This is a genomic window from Amycolatopsis regifaucium (assembly GCF_001613935.1).
Lineage (GTDB): Bacteria > Actinomycetota > Actinomycetes > Mycobacteriales > Pseudonocardiaceae > Amycolatopsis > Amycolatopsis regifaucium.
The window spans coordinates 1355404-1378804 of record NZ_LQCI01000034.1; the positions used below are offsets into that span (position 1 = coordinate 1355404).

20 protein-coding genes are annotated in these 23401 nt (G+C 68.9%); 15 read left to right on the top strand and 5 right to left on the bottom strand.

Features of this window, described 5'->3' with window-relative positions; all coding sequences use genetic code 11:
* The first annotated feature begins 357 nt into the window (after positions 1 to 357).
* The 8 genes from AVL48_RS30460 (at position 358) to AVL48_RS30495 (ending at position 9230) form a co-directional block, all read left to right on the top strand.
* Positions 358 to 624, top strand: coding sequence for a hypothetical protein (locus AVL48_RS30460; protein ID WP_005166545.1), 267 nt, complete (start codon positions 358 to 360; stop codon positions 622 to 624).
* Between the two features lie 13 nt (positions 625 to 637).
* Positions 638 to 1114, top strand: coding sequence for a hypothetical protein (locus tag AVL48_RS40330; RefSeq protein WP_074038315.1), 477 nt, complete (start codon positions 638 to 640; stop codon positions 1112 to 1114).
* Between the two features lie 3 nt (positions 1115 to 1117).
* Positions 1118 to 4081, top strand: coding sequence for an ATP-binding protein (locus AVL48_RS30470; RefSeq protein WP_061989154.1), 2964 nt, complete (start codon positions 1118 to 1120; stop codon positions 4079 to 4081).
* Positions 4078 to 6171, top strand: coding sequence for a hypothetical protein (locus AVL48_RS30475; protein ID WP_061989152.1), 2094 nt, complete (start codon positions 4078 to 4080; stop codon positions 6169 to 6171). The genes AVL48_RS30470 and AVL48_RS30475 overlap by 4 nt, the downstream gene beginning before the upstream one ends.
* A gap of 3 nt (positions 6172 to 6174) precedes the next feature.
* A complete protein-coding gene (locus tag AVL48_RS30480; RefSeq protein WP_061989150.1) occupies positions 6175 to 6771 on the top strand; it encodes a hypothetical protein in 597 nt (198 codons plus the stop codon).
* 4 nt (positions 6772 to 6775) lie between these two features.
* The gene (locus tag AVL48_RS30485) at positions 6776 to 7774 is read left to right on the top strand and encodes a C40 family peptidase (RefSeq protein WP_061989148.1); all 999 of its coding nucleotides are present in this window, start codon (positions 6776 to 6778) and stop codon (positions 7772 to 7774) included.
* A 102-nt stretch (positions 7775 to 7876) separates the two neighbouring features.
* Positions 7877 to 8998, top strand: coding sequence for a hypothetical protein (locus AVL48_RS30490; RefSeq protein WP_061989229.1), 1122 nt, complete (start codon positions 7877 to 7879; stop codon positions 8996 to 8998).
* A gap of 34 nt (positions 8999 to 9032) precedes the next feature.
* Complete coding sequence (locus AVL48_RS30495; RefSeq protein WP_061989146.1) at positions 9033 to 9230, top strand: hypothetical protein; 198 nt, start codon at positions 9033 to 9035, stop codon at positions 9228 to 9230.
* A 119-nt stretch (positions 9231 to 9349) separates the two neighbouring features.
* Here AVL48_RS30495 and AVL48_RS30500 read toward each other — a convergent pair whose 3' ends face one another.
* Positions 9350 to 10315, bottom strand: a complete 966-nt coding sequence (locus AVL48_RS30500) for an ATP-binding protein (protein ID WP_061989144.1) — start codon at positions 10313 to 10315, stop codon at positions 9350 to 9352.
* A 134-nt stretch (positions 10316 to 10449) separates the two neighbouring features.
* Here AVL48_RS30500 and AVL48_RS30505 point away from each other — a divergent pair, with 134 nt between their 5' ends.
* A complete protein-coding gene (locus tag AVL48_RS30505; RefSeq protein ID WP_061989227.1) occupies positions 10450 to 11859 on the top strand; it encodes an RNB domain-containing ribonuclease in 1410 nt (469 codons plus the stop codon).
* A complete protein-coding gene (locus AVL48_RS30510; protein WP_061989143.1) occupies positions 11856 to 12617 on the top strand; it encodes a helical backbone metal receptor in 762 nt (253 codons plus the stop codon). Before AVL48_RS30505 ends, AVL48_RS30510 begins: the two co-directional genes overlap by 4 nt.
* Positions 12618 to 12670: 53 nt before the next feature.
* Here AVL48_RS30510 and AVL48_RS30515 read toward each other — a convergent pair whose 3' ends face one another.
* Positions 12671 to 14101: an aldehyde dehydrogenase family protein gene (locus AVL48_RS30515; RefSeq protein ID WP_061989141.1), complete on the bottom strand. Its 1431-nt coding sequence runs from the start codon at positions 14099 to 14101 to the stop codon at positions 12671 to 12673.
* Positions 14098 to 15429 carry a 4-aminobutyrate--2-oxoglutarate transaminase gene (gabT, locus tag AVL48_RS30520; protein ID WP_061989139.1) on the bottom strand — a complete coding sequence of 444 codons (1332 nt, stop codon included), beginning with the start codon at positions 15427 to 15429 and terminating at the stop codon, positions 14098 to 14100. Before gabT ends, AVL48_RS30515 begins: the two co-directional genes overlap by 4 nt.
* 108 nt (positions 15430 to 15537) lie before the next feature.
* On the opposite strand from gabT, the gene AVL48_RS30525 reads away from it, so the two are divergent.
* Positions 15538 to 17010: a PucR family transcriptional regulator gene (locus tag AVL48_RS30525; protein ID WP_061989137.1), complete on the top strand. Its 1473-nt coding sequence runs from the start codon at positions 15538 to 15540 to the stop codon at positions 17008 to 17010.
* On the opposite strand, the gene AVL48_RS30530 is transcribed toward AVL48_RS30525, so the two are convergent.
* Entirely contained in the window at positions 16994 to 17728 is a 735-nt protein-coding gene (locus AVL48_RS30530; protein ID WP_061989135.1) for a cache domain-containing protein, read from the bottom strand. The two genes, AVL48_RS30525 and AVL48_RS30530, sit on opposite strands and share 17 nt — an antisense overlap.
* A 32-nt stretch (positions 17729 to 17760) precedes the next feature.
* Positions 17761 to 18504 carry a FadR/GntR family transcriptional regulator gene (locus AVL48_RS30535; protein ID WP_061989133.1) on the bottom strand — a complete coding sequence of 248 codons (744 nt, stop codon included), beginning with the start codon at positions 18502 to 18504 and terminating at the stop codon, positions 17761 to 17763.
* Between the two features lie 158 nt (positions 18505 to 18662).
* On the opposite strand from AVL48_RS30535, the gene AVL48_RS30540 reads away from it, so the two are divergent.
* From AVL48_RS30540 to AVL48_RS30555, 4 genes are all read left to right on the top strand, one after another.
* Positions 18663 to 20084, top strand: a complete 1422-nt coding sequence (locus AVL48_RS30540) for a gamma-aminobutyraldehyde dehydrogenase (protein ID WP_061989131.1) — start codon at positions 18663 to 18665, stop codon at positions 20082 to 20084.
* 20 nt (positions 20085 to 20104) lie between these two features.
* Positions 20105 to 21202 carry an ABC transporter ATP-binding protein gene (locus AVL48_RS30545; RefSeq protein ID WP_061989225.1) on the top strand — a complete coding sequence of 366 codons (1098 nt, stop codon included), beginning with the start codon at positions 20105 to 20107 and terminating at the stop codon, positions 21200 to 21202.
* Between the two features lie 28 nt (positions 21203 to 21230).
* Positions 21231 to 22436, top strand: a complete 1206-nt coding sequence (locus AVL48_RS30550) for an ABC transporter substrate-binding protein (RefSeq protein WP_061989129.1) — start codon at positions 21231 to 21233, stop codon at positions 22434 to 22436.
* Positions 22437 to 22511: 75 nt separating this feature from the next.
* Positions 22512 to 23396 carry an ABC transporter permease gene (locus tag AVL48_RS30555; RefSeq protein ID WP_061989127.1) on the top strand — a complete coding sequence of 295 codons (885 nt, stop codon included), beginning with the start codon at positions 22512 to 22514 and terminating at the stop codon, positions 23394 to 23396.
* Positions 23397 to 23401: the final 5 nt, after the last annotated feature.

Here is a 23401-nt window from a genome sequence, read left to right on the forward strand (position 1 = left end):
TGTCGAATGCGTGCTCACCCAGCGGACTCGCGAGAAGCCACCGAACGAGTCATGTCACACTGGTCGCGGCCAAATTCCCGCCGGTCGACCCGTACTTACAGTGAGCAGGTACCTCGCAACCGGGTGAGTCCATCAGCACACTGCGAAATACGGGTGGCCAGGGTTAAAACAGACGACCCTTGCAACGATGATGGAGACCGAGGATGGTCGTGGTGCTGTGCCTCGCTCTGTGATCAGTAGACAAAACGATATCTACACAACGCGCTTTGACCGCTACGCCTCGTGACGCCATGATGTTCGAAGCACCACCGAGCCAGAACCGCGCGAACCCCCTCTCCGCGCACCGGGAGTAATGCGATGATGACCTTGACCACCCTCGACACGCTGGCCGCCGGCGAGCTCGGCACCGGCAACGTCCGCACCTGGCTGATCGACAACATCATTCCCCTGGTGCTGCTGGCCGTCGCGCTCCTCCTCCTGTGGCTGGGCGGTGGCAAAGGGGACAACGCCGGTGTCATGCGCCGTCTCGCCGGTGTCGTGATCGCGCTGGCGATCATCGGCCTCGCGGTGAGCGGTGCCGGAGTCAACGTGGGCCAGTGGATCGCCGGCCTCTTCACGGGCTGAGGCAGGGCCCGCGTTGCGTATCCGCACCGATGACGAGGTTTACCGGGTCGATGCCGTCTGGCTGGGCCCGCCGAAAGCGACTTTTCCCTGGAGAGCCCGTTACGTCGCGTGGCTCGTCGGTATCCCGGTCTTCCTGCTGGTGCTCACCGTCGAACGGTGGGCGGGCTGGAGCTTCGGGTTCTTCTCGACCGCCTGGGCTTTCGTTGCCACAATTGTGATCACCAGGTTGATCACGTCGAAGATCAGCCACGAGCGCCCGCTGGGCGCGGTGGCCGGGATGGCGGCGAAAGAGCTCAACACACCTAGAGAACGGACCACGGGCACCGGAGGCGCAGCCAGCGCCTCCCGGGTCCGGGTACGGGCGACCCGCCCGCTACCGAAGCACCGCAGGAGACGGCAGTACCAGCACCACGGCTACGGCGGCGGCGCCGGAGCTCAGGGAACACCACGAGCGCGCCGGAGCCGTACTGCGGCTCGGGCCGGGAGGTAGTCGTTGTTCGGTCGCGGCGGAAGCCGAGGAAAACGTGATCGTGATCTGCACCAAGGGGCCTGGAACCAGCCCCAGCAGGTCCGCTCCGCGCAGCCCAAAAAGGCCGGCGGCAAGGGAAGGCGGCTTCCCGGTGAGGCGGCGATACCTACCTATACCCCGTCGATCGCCGCACGAAGCATCGACGGACATCTGTTACGCACCGGTTATGAGGTGTACGCCTGGTACCGGCTCGCGCCGCAGCGCTGGTCGTTCCGGTCGGACTCCCAGCGCCGCGACCTGATCGCGGCCATCGCCGGCCAGTACGCGGAGCTTCAGGGCCGCTGGCTGCACCTGCGTGTGACCAACCGGCCGTACCCGATCCGGATGTGGGCCGAGGCCCATGTGCACAACGCCGTCGGCCGTCCACAGGACGTACCGGGGGCGTTGTCCTTCGACGACTACCTCATCGGCGAGCAGCAGCAGCTGATGGGCCGCTCGATGGCCGAAAAAGAGGTCTATCTCGGCGTCCAGGTGCAGACGCGGCGGATGATCGACCGCGCGGTCGAGAGCGCCGCCCCGGTGCTGCGCAAGATCCTGCCGGAGGCCGTCGACGCCGAACTGGCCGCGCTCGACTCCGAGGTCGAGCACCTCGACCAGGTGATCGGCTCGGCAGGCCTCGAAGGCCGCCCGGTACACGCCGAAGAGATGTCCTGGCTGATGCACCGTTCGTGCTCACTGGGCCTGCCCGCGCCGCGCAACATGCCCGCCGTCCCCGGCGCGGCCTGGGAGCCGGAAGACCTCGCCAGCTTCACCGACGCGGCGGACTTCCACGCCGAGCCGTACGCGCCGACGGTCACCGTGCGCGGCCGCACCGGCTCGAACGCCGGAGTCTCGCGGCATCTCGCCGTCCTCACCGTCGGCCAGATGCACGGCCTGCAGATCCCCGAGGTCGACGACCCGTGGATCCAGCACGCGGACAGGCTGCCCGCCGCCGTCGAGGTGTCGGCGCGGATCTACGTCCGGCGCCCCGAAGAGGTCGCCGGTGAGCTGCAGCGCCAGATGAACAAGGTGCGTTCGCAGGTCAAGCACTACACCGACGAGCACGAACTGGAGCCGCCACAGTCACTGGCGCGCCAGGCGGGCCGGGTGCTGGAGATCGACGACGAGATGACGTCGGGCTTCACCGCGCTGGCCACCCGCGTGCGCTCCTGGTGGCGGCTGGCGGTGTCCGGCCCGACCGAGCGCGACGCGCTGCGCCTCGCCCAGCAGCTGCTCGACCTCTACAAGCCGAAGATCGCCGTCGAACATCCCGAGGCTCAATACGCGCTGGCCAGGGAGTTCATCCCCGGCGAGCCGCTGGCCTCGGCGGCGTACATGCGCCGCGGCTCGGTCGTGTGGGCGTCCTCGGCGGTGCCGACGGCGACGGCCGAGGTGGGCGACCGCCGCGGCATCCTGCTCGGCGAGACCGTCACCGCGACCCGGCGCCCGGTGGCGTGGGACCCGTGGATGGCGCAGGAGATCCGCGACGGTTCGGGGTTGACCGCGATGGTCGCCGGACTCGGTGGCGGTAAGTCGTTCCTCGGCGGCGGCATCGTCTACAAGACGCTCCGCGCGGGCGCGCACTGGACGATCCTCGACCCGTCCGGCCCACTGTCGCGGCTGTGCGACCTGCCCGAACTGCGGCCGTACGCGCGGAACATCAACCTGCTCAACGCGCAGCCCGGCATCCTCAACCCGTACCGGGTGGTCGCCGAGCCACAGCTCGAGCACTTCATGGACGAGGACGACCCCGAGCGCTCCTGGCGGCGGGAGAAGGCCCTCGCGGGCGCGACGCGACGTCGTCTCGTGCTCGACGTCCTCACCGGTGTCCTGCCCTACGAGGTCTCGCGGATGGCGCAGACCCGGATCGTGCTGCTGCGCGCCGTCCGCGCGGTCGGCGGCCGGTTCGAAGCCGACCCCGGTCAGGTCATCGACGCGCTGCGCCGCGACTCCAGTGAGCACCACGAGCACGCCGTCGTCGTCGCGGACTTCCTCGACGAGATGCGTGAGCGGATGGCGCTGCTCATCCCGGAGACCGACGCGGACCCCTACGCCGAGACCCGCGACGACCGGATGACCGTCCTGACCATGGCGGGGCTGACCCTGCCCAAGGACGGCGTCCCGCGCGAGTACTGGACGGACGCGGAATCCCTCGGTGTCGAGATGCTGAACCTCGCGGCGTGGCTGACGCAGCGGTCGGTGTACGAGAAGCCGAAGGAACTGCGCAAGGGCGTCTGGATCGACGAGGCGTTCTTCCTGTCCGAGGTCCCGACCGGCCGCGTGCTGATGAACCGCTTCGCGCGTGATTCGCGTAAGTGGAACGTCCGGGTGCTCCTGTCCTCGCAGATCCCGGCGGACTTCCTGAAGATCCAGGGTTTCGTGGCGCTGCTGGACTCGGTGTTCGTCGGCCGTCTCGACGACGACGACGCCCAGGCCGACGCGCTGCGCCTGTTGAAGGTCCCGGTCGGTGTCGGCTACGAGCAGGTCGTCGCGGCGCTGGGCCGTCGCCCCGGCTCGTCCCGCGATCTCCAGCGCGACGTCGAGCCGCGCCAGTTCATCTTCGGCGACGGTGCCGGTGGCGTGGAACGGATCCGCGTCGACTTCTCCGGTCCGCACCTGGAACACCTGCGCCGGGTCATGGACACCACGCCGGGCTCGCCCGACGCCAAGCCGTCGCGACCGGGCAACGAACTCGCGGTCCCGGCGGAGAAGCAGTTCGTGGCCTCGCCGCCGGAGGAAGACGACTTCGAGCTGGAAGAGGATCTCGAACTCGCCGCCGAACTCGAGGTCGGGCTCACCGATGAGCAGATGCTCGGCGCGCCGGACCCACTGGCCGCCGAGACGGGCGAAGTGCAAGGCACCGTCCAAAACGGACACAATGGGAACGGGGAAAAGGGCGAGCAGCACGCGCGGGCCGGCAAGGGCGGCACCGGCAGGGATGCCGCATGAACACGGTGATCACGCTGGCGTGCGTGCTCGCGTTCGCCGCCGGCTGGCACGCGCTGCGCCGCCGCCTCAAAGAGGGGCCGCGGCCGGGCAAGAGCATGCCCAGCCGTCGCGCGACGATGTTCGTCGTCGTGCTGATCCTCGGTCTGCAGGCCGTGGCGACCGCTCCGGCGGCGTCGGCCGCGGCGTGTGGTGAAGCGCCGAACCCGGAGCGGCCCGGTGCGGGCATGGTCGGCGCTCTCGACCCCGCCGAGGGGCATGGCGAGGCGGGCAGCCCCTACATCGATTACAGCTACGCGGGCTTCGTGTGGCATACCTTCGAGACGAACTGCGGCCCGATGGCCGGCATCACCTCGCCGGACTCGACGATCGACACCTGGGCAGGCGGTCAGCTGTTCAATATCGGCAAGAACATCGTCGGTGCCACGAACTCGCTGCACTACACCGTGCTCGAAGGCGGTCTGCTCAACCCGATCTACAACGCGGTGAAGGTCGGCGCGGAGAAGATCTACAACAACATCTACGCTCAACTGTTCGGTTTGGTCGCGCTGATCATGTCGATCATGTTGTTCCGCAACATCTGGCGTGGCGACCTGGCCGCGGTCAGCAAAAAGGCGTTGTACGGGTTGGCCGGAGTGTGGCTGGCGGCGTCGTCACTGGCCTTGCTGAGGTACTACGACCCGATCGACAGGGCGATCGTCCAAACCACGACGAACATCCAGGCCGGCTTCGTCGACGAGTCCTCGGACCGGGTCGTGAGGCACGTCTTGCCGACCAATCTCCACAACGAGGTCGTCTACAAGAACTGGCAGCGTGGTGAGTTCGGCGCGCCCGACTCCCCACAGGCGAAGGAATACGCCCGCAAGCTCCTGGACGCACAGGCCTTCACGTGGGCGCAGATCCGCAACGGCGACGACGCCAATGTCGCGGTGGTCGACAGTAAGAAGGCCGCTTATAAGGACATCTCGACGAAGCTCGGCCCCGCCACCGGGTACTTCACCGGCGAAGACGGCAGCCGGACCGGTGCCGGGTTCCTCGGTCTCGGTCAGAGCCTCGTCTACTCGCTGTTCCAGCTGCTGGCCAAGGCCTCGGTGCTGCTGGCCCAGGTGTTGATCCGGGTGTTCACCCTGACCGCTCCGCTGATCGGCCTGGTCGCGTTGCTGCAACCCGAAATCCTTCGCCGGGTGCTGAAGGTGGCAGGTGCCGTGGCCTTCAACCTGATCGTGCTGTCGGTGCTCGCCGGAGTCCACTCGCTGTTGCTGCAGGCCATCTTCGACGCGGGCAACAGTCTTTCGATGCTGACCCAGATGGTAATGGCGGGAATCATCACCGTGCTGCTGTTCATGGTCGGCCGTCCCGTGCGGCGGTTATGGCAGATGGTCGAGATGTCCGTCGGCATGGTCGGCGGCGCGGTGCCTTCGCCGCGTGGCGGGCTCTTCTCCCGCTTCCGCAAGAAGAACAACGAGCCGACCCCGCAGGACGCGTTCTGGCAGAACGTCCGCGACACCGACGACGTCGTCGACGGTGATCTCCGCGGTCCTGTCGGCGCGACGGTCGGCGGCGGCCGGTTCCGGCCGGAAGCGACGATCTTCGCCAGTTCGCAGCGGCTCGACAACGGTTCCGGTGCGATCAGGCCGGCCGCGGCCTGGTCCGGCGCGCCGTGGCCGGGCGCGGTCGGCGGTGGTGGCGGTATGCCCGCGCTTCCGGCCGGTGGCGGCGGTGGTGTCCCGGTTTTCGGCCAGTACAACCCGTCCGCGGGCGATCCGGGCGACTCCATGTTCACCTCGGGCGGGCGGATCCCGATCCAGACGCCGAGCCGACGCGTCGACACTTCGCCGGTCGCCGACCGGCGCTGGAGCGACGAACCGGAGCCGGTCGTGGTGCCCTCGCGGATGAATTCCGCCGGTGGCGGCTACGCCATTCCCGACCACTCGGGCACCGTGCCGGTGCAACCCGGGCCGTCGACGCCGCGTCCTCGCCGTGTCGATCCCGAGGTCGTCGCGGGCAAGCCGGTCTTCGTGCTGTACCGGCCTTCGCGCGGGCTCGAGGTCCGCGAGGAAGTCCGCGACACAGACCGCGCGATGGGCCGGTGACCCATGCCGATCCGGACCAACCGCGGGCGTACCGCGGTTTACCGCAGACTGTGGGGCTGGCCGCTGCGCTCGCCCCGGCATCTCGTCGGCACGCTGGTGATTCTCGCGGTGGTGCTCACCGCGGTGGGCATCATGCTGCCCAAAGCCATCGAAAAACCGGGGCAGACGGCCGGCAGGCCGGGTTCTTCGGCGACCAGTACCTCGCGTCCGGGCGTCGCGGCGCCGGTGACCGTGACGTCGACACTGCCGCCGAGGCTGACCACCCAGCCGCCGCCGTCGTCAGCGCGACCTGACCAGGACGGTGTCCGGGTCGCCAAGGAGTGGGTGACGGCGTGGGCGAATCATCCGGACGGAATCACGGCGGAGCAGTGGCTGAGCGGGTTGAAGCCGTACACCACCGAGGAGTTCCTTTCCGGGGAACTGACGACGGTGAATCCCGCCAACATCCCCGCGACCAAGATCATCGGGGAGCCGCAAGTGAGCTCCTCGGTCGTCGGGTCGATGGACGTGGACGTCCAGACGGACGGACCCAAGGTCCGGGTCACCGTCGTCAAGACGAACCCGGGGTGGCGGGTCACCAAGTTCACGCAAGCGAGCTGACCCGATGAAGATCGGGATGCTCGTCGGCGTGCTGATGGCCGCGGTCTTCGCCGCGGTGGTCACCACGGGCACGGTCTCCAAGGTGGTGACCGAGCATATGGAGGCGCAGGCCGGCGGCGTCGTCAAGACCTCGTGCGACGCGTCGATCGGGCCGACCCTGCCCGGCCAGGTCGATCGCGGTTCTTCGGACATCAACAAGCTCGACGACGAACAGAAGGGGATCGTCGCGCTGATCATCTCGATCGGCAAGCAGCGGTCGCTTTCGCCGCGCGCGTGGCAGGTGGCGATCCAGGCCGGGATGACCGAGTCCAAGCTGCGGAACCTGACCTACGGTGACCGCGACTCGCTCGGCATCTTCCAGATGCGGCCGTCGATGGGCTGGGGCACCGTCGCGGAGGTCACCCACCCGCCGTACCAGGTCAACAAGTTCTACGACGTGCTCCTCGCGGTGCCGGACTGGGAGAATCTGCGTCCCGGTGACGCCGCGCAGCGGGTGGAGCGGTCCGGCTTCCCCGACCGGTATCACAGCTGGGAACCGATGGCGGCGCTCCTCGTGCAGAACGAGGGCCAGATCGTCGACGTCGTCGGCTGTGGTTCGAGTGTCGGCAGTGTGGTGCCGCCGAGCCAGGCCGCCGCGCAGGCCATCAAGTTCGCCCTCGCCGAGCAGGGCAAGCCGTATGTGTGGGGCGCCACGGGACCGAATTCCTACGACTGTTCCGGGCTGATGCTGCGGGCCTACGAGTCCGCCGGGATCATCCTTCCGCGCGTTTCCCGCGACCAGTACAAGGCGGGCGCGATGCTGCCGGTGCGGCAGGCGCAGCCGGGTGACCTGCTGTTCCTCGCCACCGTCCCGTCGAACCCGGCGACCATCCACCACGTGATGATGTACCTGGGCGACGGCAAGATCGTCGAGGCACAGCAGACCGGCGTGCCGGTGCACATCCGCGACTTCTCCTTCGATGAGGCCGAAGTGGTCGCGCAGGCGGTCCGTCCTGGCGTTTAGCATGGTGAAAGCGTGGTTTCGCGACCGCGGGACCATCGGATTCACCCGAAGTGGCGGCCTGTCCACCGGCGAGCGGCCGCGCACTGGCAGAGGATGAAGAACGTGGCACGGAAATTCGGAAGGCGAGGCAAGCCCGCGGCGGGGAACGGCCCGGAGGTCGATCCCCGCGATCTTTTCGGTACTCCACAGCCCGCGCGGCATGCCGCCAGGCCGGCGTCGAGTACGCCGCTGGCCGATCAGCTGAATCAAGGCTGGCCGGGCGTCGACCCGGGTTACGTCGTGCTGCCGCGTTCGCTGGCCGAGGGGATGTCGCTGCCGTGGCAGCAGCAGATGGCAGCTCTGCTGGCGCAGTTCCACCACGAGAACGGCCATCTCGCGTGGCCGATCTACCGAGTCGTCCCTTCGCGGTATGAAAAGCTCGTCGACCTCGATGAGGAGCAGCTGGCGGAGGCCGGTTACCTGGTCGAGATGGACACCGAAGGCGAGATGATCTATCGGGAGCGCAGCGGGCGGAAGATCGAGGACCCGGCGAACACCACCGTGCTCGTCTCCTGCCTCGACCCGATCCCGAAACCCGCGCAGCGTCAGGCGCCGCCACCGTCACAGGCGGCCCCGCCGCCGACCGGTCAGCCGCCGCGTGCCCCCGCGCCGATGAACATCGGACCCGCCCCGGTGTGGCGCACGGTCGCGCCGCCCGCCGGGCTACCCGCGCCGCCGCTGCCTGGCGGGCACACGGCACCGCAGCCACCGCCACCCGCGCAGTCGCCTGCCGGGCCGCCCCCGGTTGCGCGACCTCCGGTTGCTCAGGGGGCGCCTCCGGCGGTGAGCGTGCCTCCGGCGACACCGGAAATACCGCAGTCCGCCGCGCCGTCACAGGCCGAACCGCAGCCGGAGCCGCCGCAGGCCGCGAGTCCGCCGATCCCGGTCACCCCACCGCCTTCCGCTCCGCCGATGGCGCCGTCCGCGACCCCTCCGGTCACCCCGCCCGTGACCGGGCCGCCTTCGGGCCCCTTGCCGCAACCGACATCGCCCGGTTCGCCGCCGCCGGGCACCCCGGCCGCGCCGGAGCCCGCCACCCCGCCGCGCGGTGTGCCGATGCATCGCGGATGGTTCGACGAACTCGCCGGGAACGTGCCGGAAAGCTCGAAGGTGGACCCGCCCGAGGGCGGGGAGTTCGGCCCGACCGGTGAGCCGACGGAGATCCCCTACCGCTACCGCAAGTGATGACAGGACGTCCTGGTGATGTCACGCTAGACGCATGTCGAGCGACCCGAACCCGGATCAGGGCTGGTACTTCAACACCAAGACGAACCAGGTCGAGCACCTGGAGCGCGGCCGGAGCATCGACCTCCTCGGCCCGTACCCCGACGAGGCGACCGCCCGGCGGGCCCTGGAGATCGCCAAGGAACGCACGCGGCAGGCGGACGCCGAAGACGCCAAGTGGAGCGGTGACTGAAGACTGAACGCCTGCCCTGGCCAAGACGGAGAGCAAGGGACCTTTGCTATCGCTCGCTTAGCATGCCTAAGTAAGCGATAGCAAAGGTCCCTTGCTCTCTCCGCGCGTGAATCCGCAGGTCAGGCGTCCTGTCGGGCCAACGCGGGGCCCAGCACGAACTCCGGGTCCACCTGCGCCGTGAGGTCCTCCCCGGCTCGCCCGCTGCCCCACGCCCGCGCGTTGCGGAGGTGGAACTCGACGCCCTGACGCTGATAGCGCGCCCAGTCGCGCTGCTCGGCGTCGACGGTCGCGAGCATCGAGCCCAGCGTCCGGAGGTTGTGCGCCTCGAGTTCGCCGATCGGGCGCGCGCGGCCGCGTTCGGCGGCGCGGATGTGCCGTGAGTTCTCCATCCAGCCCAGCAGCGCGTCGCCGACCTCGTCGCGCAGGAACTCGATGTCCTCGTCCTCGGCCACCTTGTTGCCCACGACGACCAGCCGCACGCCGAAGTCCCGCGCGTAGTCGGCGTACTGCCGGTACACGCCGACACTGCGCACGGTCGGCTCGCACACCAGGAACGTCACGTCGAACCGCGTGAACAGGCCGGACGCGAACGCGTCGGCGCCGGCGGTCATGTCCATGACCACGTATTCGCCCGCGTCGTCGATCATGTGGTTCAGCAGCAGTTCCGCCGCGCCGACCTTCGAGTGGTAGCAGGCGACGCCGAGGTCGTCCTCGTCGAACTGCCCGGTGACGCCGAGCCGCACGCCGCCGAAGTCGCGGAAACAGGCCTCGAAGATCGGGTTGTCCTCGAACGGCCGGACCAGCCGCGACCCGCGTCCCGGCGGAGTCGTCTTGATCATCGAGGCCGCGTCGGCGATCCGTGGGTTGTCGCCGCGCAGGTACTCCTTGATCAGGCCCATGTTGTCGCCCAGCGTGGGCCACGCGATGGCCTCTTCCTCGCTCGCGCCGAGCGCGACGGCTAAGTGCTGGTTGATGTCCGCGTCGATCGCCAGTACCGGCTTCCCGGCGCCGGCCAGGTACGCGGTGAACAGCGACGCCAACGTGGTCTTGCCGCTGCCGCCCTTCCCGACGAACGCGATCTTCACGCCACGGCCCTTCCTGTCGTTTTGAAAAGGGTATCGGTTTTCATTTCGGTTCGTAACGTACACCCGTCCGACCCGCGCCCGAACGGGCGATCAACCGGGCCGGATCGAGATAGGGTTGGGTGGTGCCTCCACTCGTGATCAGGACACACACGGCCGGCGGGGACTTCGGTCGCCTGCGGGCCGAGTTCTCGCTGCCGGAGACCTTCGGGCCCGACGTGCTCGCCGAGGCGGAGGCGGCAGTGGTCGACCCGCTCGAATCGGCGGGGGAACGCGAGGACGCCACCGGTCTGCCCTTCGTCACCATCGATCCGCCCGGTGCCAAGGATCTCGACCAGGCGGTGCTGATCGAGCGCGTCGAGGGCGGCGGCTTCCGGGTCCACTACGCGATCGCCGATCTGGCCGCGTTCATCCCACCGGGTGGTGCGCTCGACAAGGAAGCGCGACGCCGCGGGCAGACGCTCTACCTGCCGGACGGAAACGTGCCGTTGCACCCGCCGGTGTTGTCCGAAGGCGCGGCGAGCCTGCTGCCGGGGGAGACCCGGCCCGCCGTGCTGTGGACGATCGACGTCGACGCGGGCGGCGAGCCGACGGCGACCCACGTCCGCCGCGCCTTGGTGCGGTCGACCGAGCAGTTCGACTACGAGACCGTCCAGGCCTCGATCGACGCGGGTGACCCGCATCCGTCGGTCGCCGCGCTGCCGGAACTGGGCCGCCTGCGCCGCGAACTCGCGGTCCGGCGCGGCGCCGTCGAGCTGCAGTTGCCGGAACAGGAGATCCACGGCGACCCCGACGGCGGCTGGGTGCTGGTCCAGCGGCCGCGCAACGACGTCGACGCGTGGAACGCCGAGATCTCCCTGCTCACCGGGATGGCGGCGGCGAAGCTCATGATCGACGCCGAGATCGGCGTCCTGCGGACCCTGCCCGCGCCGGGCCCCGAAGCGGTCGACTGGTTGCGCCGGTCCGCGCAGGCGCTGAACATCGACTGGCCCGAGGGCAAGAGCGTCTCGGAGTTCCTCGCCGCGCTGGATCCCGGCCAACCCGCCTCGATGGCGCTTTTCGCCGACACCACACGTCTTTTGCGTGGCGCCGGGTACACCGCGTTCGACGGCGAACTGCCCGCCCTGACCACCCACGCCGGAATCGGCGGCGCGTACGCCCATGTCACCGCGCCGATCCGGCGGCTGGTCGACCGCTTCGCCACCGAGATCTGCCTGGCCGTGAGCGCCGGGCGCGAGGTGCCCGCGTGGGTACGCGCGGCGCTTTCGGAGGTGCCGGACCAGATGACCGCGTCCGACACGCTGGCGGCGAAGGTCGAACGCGCCTGCATCGACCAGGTCGAGGCCTGGGTCATGGCCGAGCACATCGGCGAGGAGTTCGGCGCGATCGTCCTGCGGGCCGACGAGAACAAGGCGGAGATCCTGATCGAGGAACCGCCGGTGATGGGCAAGTGCGCGGGGGAGAAGCTGCCCGAGGGCGAGCGGATCCGCGTCCGGCTCACCGCGGTGGACGTCGACAAACGGAAACTGTCCTTCGAGCGCGCATGATCGACGATCTCGGCGAAGTCGTCCCGCTGCGCGAACCGGCGTCGCGGGTGGTCTCGCTCGTGCCGTCGCTGACCGAGGCCGTCGAGGTGAGCGCGCCCGGCAGACTCGCCGGTGCCACGGACTACTGCACCCATCCGGTGGATCTGGACGTCCCGCGGGTGGGCGGTTCGAAGTATCCGAACGTGGACGAAGTCCTCGAACTCGAACCGGATCTCGTGCTGGCCAATTCCGAAGAGAACCGGCCCGAAGACGTGGAACGCTTGCGCGCCAACGGGATTCCGGTCTGGGTGATGGAGGCGTCGGCGACCGTGCCCGCCGCGCTGGGTTCGATCCGGCGACTTCTGACCCAGGCCTACGACCTCGCCGAGCCGGACTGGCTGGTCGAGGCCGAAGAGGTGTGGCGGGAGACGCGGCCGGAGCGTTTCCGGGCGGTCGTGCCGGTCTGGCGGAAGCCGTGGATCGTGCTCGGCCGGGACACCTTCGGCGGCGACGTCCTGCGTCGCGTCGGGATCGGCAACGTCTACGCGGACGACGAAGAGCGCTACCCGCGCCCGAAGCTCGAAGCACTCCAGAGGCGCTTCGCGGACGGAGACGCGAACCTACTCGTCCTGCCTGACGAGCCCTACGAGTTCACCGCCGACGACGGCCCCGAAACGTTCCCCGGCACGAAGTACGTCCTCGTCTCCGGACGTCACCTCACCTGGTACGGCCCTTCGCTCGTCGAAGCCCACGCCCATCTCACGCGTTTAGTCCTCTGAATGCGGTATTTCGTCGTACGAACCACCGCATCCAGAGGACTAAACGCAGCTGGTCAGAGGGTGAGGCCGGTCAGGACGGTGACGCGCTCCTCGGTGAAGTCGGCCATCGCCGACGCCGGGCCTTCGCGGCCGACGCCGGAGTCCTTCACACCGCCGTAGGGCATCTGGTCGGCCCGGAAACTCGGCACGTCGCCGACGAGCACACCCCCGACGCGCAGCTTCGCGGACACGTCGAACGCCGTCGGCAGGTCGCGGGTGAACACACCCGCCTGGAGGCCGAAGCGCGAGTCGTTGATCCGCCGCACGCCGTCGTCCACCGACTCCACCCGCGTGATCGACACGACCGGCCCGAAGACCTCGTCGGCCATCACCGCCGCGTCCTCCGGCACGTTCGCGAGCACGGTCGGCTCCACGGTCGCGCCGTCGCGCTTGCCGCCGGTCAGCAGTTCGCCACCCGCGTCGACGGCCGCGGCGATCCACGACTCCACCCGGGAAGCGGCAGCGGTGTTGATGAGCGGTCCGACGTCCACGCCGTCCGCCCGCGGGTCACCGGTCCCGAGTGCCCGCACCTGCTCCAGCACCTTCGCCCGAAGCTCGTCGTAGACGTCGGCGTGCGCGTACACCCGCTGCACCGAAATGCACGACTGTCCGGCCTGGTACATCGCGAAAGTCGCGATCCGCTGCGCCGCGAAGTCCAGGTCCGTCCAATCAGGACAGACCAGGACCGCCGCGTTGCCGCCGAGTTCGAGTGCGACGTGCTTGCGTGGCACGCTGTCGCGGATGCCCCAGCCCACCGGCACGGAACCGGTGAACGACACGACCGGCAATCGCGGATCGGAGACCAGGCGAGCCGATTCCTCGTTGCTCACCGGAAGAATCGACCAGCTTCCGGCGGGAAGATCCGTCTCGGCGAGGATCTCACCGAGTAGCAACGCGGTCAACGGCGTCGCGGGTGCGGGCTTGAGCACGATCGGCGCGCCGACCGCGATCGCCGGGGCGACCTTGTGCGCCACGAGGTTCAGCGGGAAATTGAACGGCGTGATGCCGAGAACCGGGCCCTTCGGCACGCGGCGGACCAGCGCGAGCCGTCCGGTGCCGCCCGGGTCGGTGTCAAGGCGCTGCAGGTCACCGGAGAACCGGCGCGCCTCCTCCGCCGCCCAGCGGAACGTCGATGCCGCGCGGCCGACCTCGCCGCGCGCCCACTTCAGCGGCTTGCCCGACTCGGCGGTGATCAGCTGCGCCAGCTCTTCGGACCGCTCACCCAAAACTCGGGACACGTGGTCCAGCGCGCCTGCCCGGACATGCGCGGGCAGCGTCGCGAACTCCTCCTGGACGTCGTGCGCGGCCTGCACGGCGGTCTCGATGTCCGAAGTGGACGGAACGTGGTGCGACCCGGCCTCGCTTCCGTCGAAGGAGTGACGGACGACGACGGTCTCGCCGTCGGCGACCGGCTTTCCGGCTACCCAGTAAGGAAATGTGGTCACTTGACGGCCTCCGTGCGGACAGCGTGCTCGAGGACGGACAGGCCCTCGTCGAGCAGTTCGGTGGACAGGGACAGCGGCGGCAGCAGGCGGACGACGTTCCCGTAGGTGCCGCAGGTGAGGACGACGACACCGGCCTGGTGGCAGGCCTGTGCGATCCGCTTGGTGAGGTCTGCGTCGGGTTCGGTGGTGCCCGGCTTCACGAACTCTGCGGCCAGCATCGCGCCGCGGCCGCGGACGTCGCCGATCACGCCGGTCTCCTCGGCCAGCGCACGCAGCCGCGGCAGTACCGCGTTCTCGATGCGCTTCGCCGACGCCGCCAGGTTCTCCTGCCGCATGACCTCGATCGAACCGAGCGCCGCGGCGCACGCGATCGGGTTACCGCCGTAGGTTCCGCCGAGCCCACCCGGCCCGACGGCGTCGAGCAGCTCCGCGCGGCCGGTGACCGCCGCGAGCGGAAGACCGCCCGCGATGCCCTTGGCGGTGGCGATCAGATCGGGCACGACCTCTTCGTGCGTGGACGCGAACCACTCACCGGTGCGGCAGAAGCCGGTCTGCACCTCGTCCGCGACGAACACGACGCCGTTTTCGGTGCACCACTTCGACAACGCGGGCAGGAAGCCGGGCGCGGGCTCGATGAAGCCGCCCTCACCCTGCACCGGTTCGAGCACGACGGCCGCGATCTGGTCACCGCCGATCTGCTTTTCGATGCGGTCGATCGCGATCCGCGCCGCCTCGGGTCCGGACAGGCCGTCGCGGTACGGGTACGACCCGGGCACGCGGTAGATCTCGGGCGCGAACGGGCCGAAACCGTGCTTGTAGGGGATGGATTTCGCGGTCAGCGCCATCGTCAGGTTGGTGCGGCCGTGGTAGGCGTGGTCGAACACGACGACCGCCTGGCGGCCGGTCGCGGCGCGGGCGATCTTCACCGCGTTCTCGACGGCCTCGGCGCCGGAGTTGAACAGCACCGAACGCTTCTCGTGGGTGCCCGGGGTCAGCTTGTCGAGTGCTTCGCACACCTCGACGTATCCTTCGTACGGCGTGACCATGAAACACGTGTGCGTGAACCGGCCCACCTGCTCGCGGACCCGGTCGACGACGGCGGGGGCCGCGTGGCCGACGTTGGTCACGGCGATTCCGGAGCCGAAGTCGATCAGGACGTTGCCGTCGACGTCGGTGAGCAGGCCGCCTTCGGCGGAGGTGATGTAAACGGGCAGCACCGAACTCACACCCGCGGCGACGACGCCGGCGCGCCGCTCCTGCAGGGCGCGCGAGGCGGGGCCGGGGATCTCGGTGCGCAGCCTGCGCTGGGTTTCGGTGATGGCGGTCACGGCCAGACTCCTGCGGACGCGGGGACGGTGTCGCCCTCCAGGATGGGAGCCGCGCCGGGACACGTCAGCTCGACATGTTGTCGATATCGGGGCGTAGAGTTGGACAACATGGCACTGACGCTGCGCGCCCTCGCGGCCCAACGCGCGCTCGGCCTGCGCGTGCGTGCCGCCGAAGCCGGGCTCGACCGGCCGATCGGCTGGGTCCATCCCACCGAACTGACCGATCCACAGGCCTTCCTCGAAGGCGGCGAACTTTTGCTGACCACCGGCCTCGCCCTCGATGAGACCACATCACCCGGGTACATCCGGCGACTCGTCGACGCCGGGGTGGCGGGGCTCGGGTTCGGCGTCGGGCTCAGCCACGAGGCCATCCCGCGGTCCCTCGCGCACACCGCGGAAGAGGTCGGGCTGCCGGTACTCGAAGTCCCGAGGAAGACGCCTTTCATCGCGATCACGCGGGCGGTCTCGCGTGCGGTCGCCGCCGACGAGTACGCCTCGCTCGTACGCACCGGCAAGGGACAGCAGGAACTGACCAGGACAGCCGTCGGCAAGGGCGGTCCGGGCGGAGTGGTGCGCAAACTGGCGAAGTTGATCGACGGCTGGGTGCTCCTGCTCGATTCGGCGGGCGTGGTCACCGAATCGTCGCCCGCGTCGGCCCGGCGTTTCGCCGACGAAATGCGTGACGATCTCGTACGGCTGCGTGCGGGCACGCTGGTGACCGCGATGGATGAGCACGAGGTCGTCCTGCAGACCCTCGACACCCGCGCTCGCGGTGTGCTCGCCGTCGGCACGCGTGAGCCGCTCGACGCCGCGGGTCAGCACATCGTCAACACCGCGGTCTCGCTGCTTTCCCTTGCCCTGGAACAGAACCGGGAACACATCGGCGCACTCCGGCGGCTGAGGTCGGGGATGGTCGACCTGCTCGCCGCGGGACACATCGAACTCGCCACCAGGACGATGAAGACGCTCTGGGGTGGGGTGCCGGAGGCGCCGTGGCAGATTCTGGCCGTCACCGGTCCAGCTGCCGCGCGCCGGTCGCTCGCCGACGCGCTCGACGCCGAAGTGGCCGGTGACAAGGTGTTCTTCGGGGAGTCGGGGGCATTCGTGATCGCGCTCGGCGACGTCGAGATGGTCTCCCGCGTGGCATCCCGGATCGGCGGATTGCACGCCGGACTCGCCGACCCGGTGTCCACAGTGGATTTCCCGGCCGGGCTCCGTCAGGCGAAGCAGGCGGCGGAGGCGGCGAAGGCCGAGCGATCCGAGTTCGTCAGGTTCGCCGAACACGCGGGGCGAGGCTTCCTGGAGCTGGTCGATTCCCAAGCGGCGCAAGCGTTTTCGGACAGTCTGCTGGCACCGTTGCGGCACCACGACGAAACCGGCCGCGGCGAACTGGTCACCTCATTGAGATGCTGGCTCGAACACCACGGCCACTGGGATCTGGCGTCCGCGCGGCTCGGCGTGCATCGGCACACGCTGCGCAACCGCGTGCGCAAGGTCGCCGAACTGACCGGCCGGGACCTCGATTCCCCCGGCGTGCGCGCGGAGTTCTGGCTCGCGCTGCAGGTCAGCGCTCGGACCTGACCAGCGCGATCGGCGAATCCCCGCAGCGCCGGAGCCGGGTACCGTTCTCCGTCGTGACCGGTTCCGCGCCGGAGGACCACCATGCCGGGACGTCGACGTCGCGCACCAGCGAACCGGTCGCCTGGCGAGCGTTGTTCGACACGATGACCCGGCCCTGGGCGTTGACCAGCGCCGCGCGGCCGCCGAGCCCGCGCAGTTTCGGCTGCAGGAGGCGCTCGACCTCGCGTACGTAAATGTCCGCGCCGACGACGCCCGCGAACGACCCGCTTCGCCGGACCGGGACGGTGAACGTCAGCGTGTACTCGTCGGTGCAGAGGTAGTCGACGTACGGGCCGTTGATGTGGCGGCGGCCGGTGTCACGCGGCACGGTGAACCACGACTGGCGGGTGTAGTCGAGGAAGTGCTCACTGTCCGGATCGAGGCTGATGACCAGCTGAGCGGGTTCGGCGTCGCCGGTTTCGGTCCACCACTCGAAGCCGAATTCCTGATCGGCCAGCGCGTTCGGCGCGCTGATGAATCCCGCACCGACGACAAGACCACCGAGGACGTCGAAGACCTGCGGCCGGAGCCGGGTCAGGTCTTCGACGGTGGCGTCGGCGGACTCGGCCAGCAACCCCTCGGCGACGGCCAGGACCGGCTTCAGCCTGCCGAAGACGTCCTCGACCAGTGCGGATACCTGCTCGACGACTTCGGAACCGGCGGACGGTGTGTCGTTCACGATGTTCACCTCGGATGCGCGGATGCCGCAGCTTAAGGGGCCAGAAGGTCTAAATGCACGTCCGCCAGCCGGTCTATCGCTTCGAGGATGTGTTCCTCGGTGAGTTTCCTGGCCAGCTCGCCATCGGCCTGTGCGATGGCGGAGGTGATCGCGAGGTGCTCGGCGTAGGCGTTCTCGCGGGTGCCGTGCGGTTCGAGCGGCAGCCACAGCAGACCGCCTCGCTCGCTCTGCAGCTGCACTTCCTCCCTGGTCAGCCGCGGTGACTGCGCGGCCGCGGCGACTTCGAGGTGAAACTGACGCTCGGCGCGCGACGCCTCCGTGCCGGTCGCGGTGCGGATGTCCTCGGTCGCCAGTTCGAGCCGCTCGATGTCCTCGGGTGAGCTGCGCTCGGCGGCGAGTTTGGCCGCGGCGCCGGCGATGGCGAGGTAGTGGTCACCGACGTCACGCAGATCCGACAGCGAAACCGTGCGAAGGCGTTCTCGCCACGAAGCGGCCGAAGGGTTCACCGGCGTCTTCACGAAGCTTCCGCCGCCCCGCCCGCGACGGGTCTCGACGAGCCCCTGCTGGCGTAGGGCGACCAGGGCTTCGCGAACGGTCACTGTCGAGACGCCGAACTGGGCGGCCAGTTCGGCTTCGCTCGGCAGCTGTTCGGAGTCGGCCAACAGTCCGAGCGTGATGGCGTCGACCAGCCGCGCGGTGACCGCCTCCGCCCGGCCGATCTGGTCCAGCGGCGCGAACATCGCTGACCGCGCGCTGTGCGACAACCCCTTACGCATGGTGGCCCTTCACCCGTACCGCTACCCGATGGAACCAATCTTGCCCCATCGTATTGTCATTTAACCTATGGACTTATATGTTTTAGCTCGCTTGCCGCCCCACAAGGGAGCAAGGGACCTTTGCTATCGCCTCACGCCCCCAGGCCCCTGGAGGTCTTGTGCAGCAGTTGAAGCACTTCATCGGCGGTGAGTACACCGGATCCGTGTCGGGCGAGGTTGCCGACATCGTCGATCCCGTCACCGGCCGCCCGTATTGCACCGCCGCCGTCGCCGGCCCCGAAGACGTCGACCGCGCGCTCAAGGTCGCGGCCACCGCCTTCGAGCGGTGGCGCGAGACCACCCCCGCGCAGCGCCAGCTCGCGCTGCTGAAGATCGCCGACGCCGTCGAAGCGCGCGCGGACGGCCTCGTGCTCGTCGAATCGGCGAACACCGGCAAGCCGATCGCGCTCACCGCGGCCGACGAACTGCCGGCGATGGTCGACCAGTTGCGGTTCTTCGCGGGGGCCGCGCGTGTCCTCGAAGGACGGTCGGCAGGCGAATACATGGAAGGGCATACCTCTTTCGTCCGCCGCGAACCGATCGGCGTGTGCGCGCAGGTTACGCCGTGGAACTACCCGCTCCTCATGGCGGTGTGGAAGATCGCGCCCGCGCTCGCCGCGGGGAACACCGTGGTGCTCAAACCGGCCGACACGACCCCCGCGTCGACCCTTCTCCTGGCGGAAATCTGCGCCGAGTTCCTGCCGCCCGGCGTACTCAACGTCATCTGCGGCGACCGCGACACGGGCCGGGCGCTCGTCGAGCACGACATCCCCGCGATGGTGTCCATCACCGGCTCCGTCCGCGCAGGGATCGAGGTCGCCGCTTCGGCGGCGAAGGACGTCAAGCGCGTACACCTCGAACTGGGCGGCAAGGCACCTGTACTGGTCTTCGCCGACGCCGACATCGACGCGGCCGCCGAGGGAATCGCCGCGGCGGGCTACTTCAACGCGGGCCAGGACTGCACCGCGGCGACCCGCGTCCTGGTCGCCGACGAGGTCCACGACGCGTTCGTCGCGGCGCTCACCAGGCAGGCACAGGCGACCACCACCGGCAAGCCCGACGACACATCGGTCAGCTACGGGCCGCTCAACAACGCCGCCCAGTTCGACCGCGTCGCCGGGTTCGTCGACCGGCTCCCCGGGCACGCGACAGTCCACTGTGGAGGCAAACGGCATGGGGACGAGGGTTACTTCTACGAACCGACGGTGATCTCCGGCGTCCGCCAGGACGACGAGATCAGCCAGACGGAGGTCTTCGGTCCCGTCATCACCGTGCAGCGCTTCGGCTCCGAAGCCGAAGCGCTCACCGCGGCCAACGGCGTCGAATACGCGCTCGCGTCTTCGGTGTGGACCACCGATCACCAGCGGGCGATGCGGCTGGCCGGGAAGCTCGACTTCGGCTGCGTGTGGATCAACACGCATATCCCGCTGGTGGCCGAGATGCCGCACGGAGGCTTCAAGAAGTCCGGCTACGGCAAGGACCTCTCGCTCTACGGCCTCGAGGACTACACCCGCGTCAAGCACGTGATGAGCGCGCTGTGACGACCACCGAAAGGCACGCCATGCCGCACCAAGCACCCATCGCCTCCGCCGAGGGGGAGCAAGGGACCTTTGCTGTCACTTCCGCGGACGGAGGCGGAGTGCCCGCGATCCGGCTGCGCGGGCTGCGCAAGGAATTCGGCCAGGTCCACGCGGTCGACGGCGTCGATCTCGACATCCCGCCCGGCGAGTTCTTCTCGATGCTCGGGCCGTCCGGTTCCGGCAAGACGACCGTGCTCCGCATGATCGCGGGCTTCGAGCTGCCGACGTCGGGCACGATCGAACTGCACGGCCGCGACGTCAGCCGTCTCGCCCCGTTCGACCGCGATGTCAACACGGTCTTCCAGGACTACGCGCTCTTCCCGCATATGACCGTGCGGCAGAACGTCGAATACGGCCTTCGGGTGAAACGAGTCCCTCGCGCGGAGCGGCGTCAACGCGCGAAGGAGGCTCTCGAAACAGTCCGCCTCGGCGACTTCGGCGAGCGCAAACCCGACCAGCTCTCCGGCGGCCAGCGGCAGCGGGTCGCGCTCGCCAGAGCACTGGTCAACCGGCCGAAGGTGCTCCTGCTCGACGAACCACTCGGCGCGCTCGACCTGAAACTGCGCCACACCATGCAGACCGAGCTCAAGCAGATCCAGCGCGAAGTCGGCATCACCTTCATCTTCGTCACCCACGACCAGGACGAGGCGCTGACGATGAGCGACCGCATCGCGGTGTTCAACGCCGGCCGCATCGAACAGGTCGGTTCACCGGTCGAGGTGTACGAGCGACCCGCGTCGGCGTTCGTCGCCGGGTTCGTCGGCACCTCGAACCTGCTCAGCGGGGGCGGCGCGGAAAACATCATCGGCAAAGCCGGGGTCTTCAGCATCCGTCCCGAAAAGATCCGCGTCGACGCCGATCTCTCGAAAGCGGCGGACGTCGGCGAGACCAGCGCCACCGGCACCGTCACCAACACCGTCTACGCGGGCGCGACCGTGCGCTACGAGGTCACGCTCGACGCCGGCGGCCAGCTCTCCGTGGTCCGGCAGAACACCGCTGAGCCCGTGGACTTCGAGGGCGGCCGCGTCCGCCTGAGCTGGCGACACGAACACAGCTTCCGCGTCCCCGAAGCCGGTTAGCCCTCCCCAGCACCGAAAGGTTCGTTCAATGAAGAACAGGAAACTCGCGCTCGCCGGGCTGCTCGGCGCCGGCCTGCTCGTGGCCGCCTGCGGTACCTCCGGATCCAGTTCGACCGCCGCCGCGCCCGGCGGACAGGGCTTCACTCCGCCGAAGCTGGACGCGCTCGCACAGCTCGGACAGCCGGAAGGCCAGGTCAACGTGCTGGCCTGGCCGGGCTACGCGGAGAACGGCTCGAACGATCCGGCCGTCGACTGGGTGACCGGCTTCGAAAAGGAGACCGGCTGCAAGGTCAACGTCAAGGCGTTCGGCACCTCCGACGAAGCCGTGAGCCTGATGAAGACCGGGCAGTACGACGTCATCTCCGCCTCCGGTGACGCTTCGCTGCGGCTCATCGCGTCCGGAGACGTCGAACCGGTGAACACCGCGCTGGTGCCGAACTACGCCGACGTGTTCGATTTCCTCAAGAACCGCCCGTGGAACAGCGTGAACAACGTGGCCTACGGCGTGCCGCACGGCTGGGGCGCGAACCTGCTCACCTGGCGGACCGACAAGGTGACCCCGGCGCCGACGTCGTGGTCGGTGATGTTCGACGCGAACAGCCCGTACAAGGGCAAGATCTCCGCCTACGACTCGCCGATCTACATCGCCGACGCCGCGCTGTACCTGCGGACGCACAAACCCGAACTCGGCATCAAGAACCCGTACGCCTTGGACGACAAGCAGTTCCAGGCCGCGGTCGACCTGCTCAAGCAGCAGCGTCCGATGGTGGGGGAGTACTGGTCGGACTACCTGAAGGAAAGCCAGGCGCTCAAGAGCGGCGACGCCGTGGTCGGCACCGCCTGGCAGGTGACGGTGAACCTGACCAAGAGCGAGGGCGCGCCGGTCGAGTCCGTGCTGCCGTCCGAGGGGGCGACGGGCTGGTCGGACACCTGGATGGTGTCGGCGAAGTCGCCGCACAAGACGTGCTCCTACAAGTGGCTGAACCACATCGTCAGCCCGAAGGCCAACGCCCAGGTCGCCGAGTACTTCGGTGAGTCGCCCGCGAACCCCAAGGCGTGCACCGAAACCAAGGACAAGGCGCACTGCGAGACCTTCCACGCCGGTGATGCCGCGTATGCCGCGAAGATCGCCTACTGGACGACGCCGATCGCGCAGTGCCTCGACGGCCGCACCGACGTCAAGTGCAAGGACTACGGCGAGTGGACCCGCGCCTGGACCGAGATCAAGGGCTGAGCCTCCCGAACTCCGGGAGCGGATGACGGTGCCCCCCAACGTCGTCCGCTCCCGGTCCCATCCCCGGTGGAGATGATGACGACCACACTCGATTCGCCGAGGCGGAAAGCCTCCGCCTTCCTGTACCGCAAACCCGGGCTGCGACTGGGAATGCTGCTCTCCGCGCCGGCACTGTGGCTCGGCCTCGCCTACCTCGGTGCGCTGGCCGCGTTGTTCGTGACCGCGTTCTGGCACACCGACGTCTTCACCGGCCAGGTCGTCACCGAATGGTCGCTGGACAACTTCGTCACACTGTTCAGTGACGCGGTGTACCGCACCATCACCCTCCGGACGGTCGGGATCGCGGCGCTGGTCACGGTGATCACCGCGATCATCGCCTTCCCGATGGCGTTCTACATGGCGAAATTCGCCTCACCCAGGGCGCGGCGGCTCCTGGTGATCGCGGTGATGACCCCTCTGTGGGCGAGCTACCTGGTGAAGGCCTACGCGTGGCGGACCATGTTGTCCGGCAACGGAGTCCTGCACTGGCTGCTCGATCCGTTCGGCCTCGACACTCCCGGCTACGGCGTCCTCGCGACCGTGATCACCCTGTCGTACCTGTGGCTGCCGTACATGATCCTGCCGATCTACGCGGGTCTGGAGCGACTGCCGGATTCCCTGGTGGACGCTTCCGGGGACCTCGGTGCCCGCCCGTTCAGGACGTTCCGGTCGGTGGTGCTGCCGGTGACCTTCCCGGCCGTCGTCGCCGGGTCGATCTTCACGTTCTCGTTGTCGCTGGGCGACTACATCGCGGTGAAGATCGTCGGCGGCACGTCGCAGATGCTCGGCAACGTCGTCTACGACAACATCGGCGCGGCCAACAACCTGCCGTTCGCGGCGACCGTCGCGACCGTGCCCGTGGTGATCATGCTCGCCTACCTCGCCGCCGTGCGCCGCACGGGCGCGCTGGACAACCTGTAGGAGCG

Bases quoted from the DNA above. Each gene is read 5' to 3' on its own strand.
- AVL48_RS30480 (WP_061989150.1), top strand. From the start codon at position 6,175: ATGCCGATCCGGACCAACCGCGGGCGTACCGCGGTTTACCGCAGACTG.
- AVL48_RS30535 (WP_061989133.1), bottom strand. From the start codon at position 18,504: ATGCGTAAGGGGTTGTCGCACAGCGCGCGGTCAGCGATGTTCGCGCCG.
- AVL48_RS30475 (WP_061989152.1), top strand. From the start codon at position 4,078: ATGAACACGGTGATCACGCTGGCGTGCGTGCTCGCGTTCGCCGCCGGC.
- AVL48_RS30460 (WP_005166545.1), top strand. From the start codon at position 358: ATGATGACCTTGACCACCCTCGACACGCTGGCCGCCGGCGAGCTCGGC.
- AVL48_RS30555 (WP_061989127.1), top strand. From the start codon at position 22,512: ATGACGACCACACTCGATTCGCCGAGGCGGAAAGCCTCCGCCTTCCTG.
- AVL48_RS30485 (WP_061989148.1), top strand. From the start codon at position 6,776: ATGAAGATCGGGATGCTCGTCGGCGTGCTGATGGCCGCGGTCTTCGCC.
- AVL48_RS30525 (WP_061989137.1), top strand. From the start codon at position 15,538: ATGGCACTGACGCTGCGCGCCCTCGCGGCCCAACGCGCGCTCGGCCTG.
- AVL48_RS30510 (WP_061989143.1), top strand. From the start codon at position 11,856: ATGATCGACGATCTCGGCGAAGTCGTCCCGCTGCGCGAACCGGCGTCG.
- AVL48_RS30545 (WP_061989225.1), top strand. From the start codon at position 20,105: ATGCCGCACCAAGCACCCATCGCCTCCGCCGAGGGGGAGCAAGGGACC.
- AVL48_RS30495 (WP_061989146.1), top strand. From the start codon at position 9,033: ATGTCGAGCGACCCGAACCCGGATCAGGGCTGGTACTTCAACACCAAG.
- AVL48_RS30550 (WP_061989129.1), top strand. From the start codon at position 21,231: ATGAAGAACAGGAAACTCGCGCTCGCCGGGCTGCTCGGCGCCGGCCTG.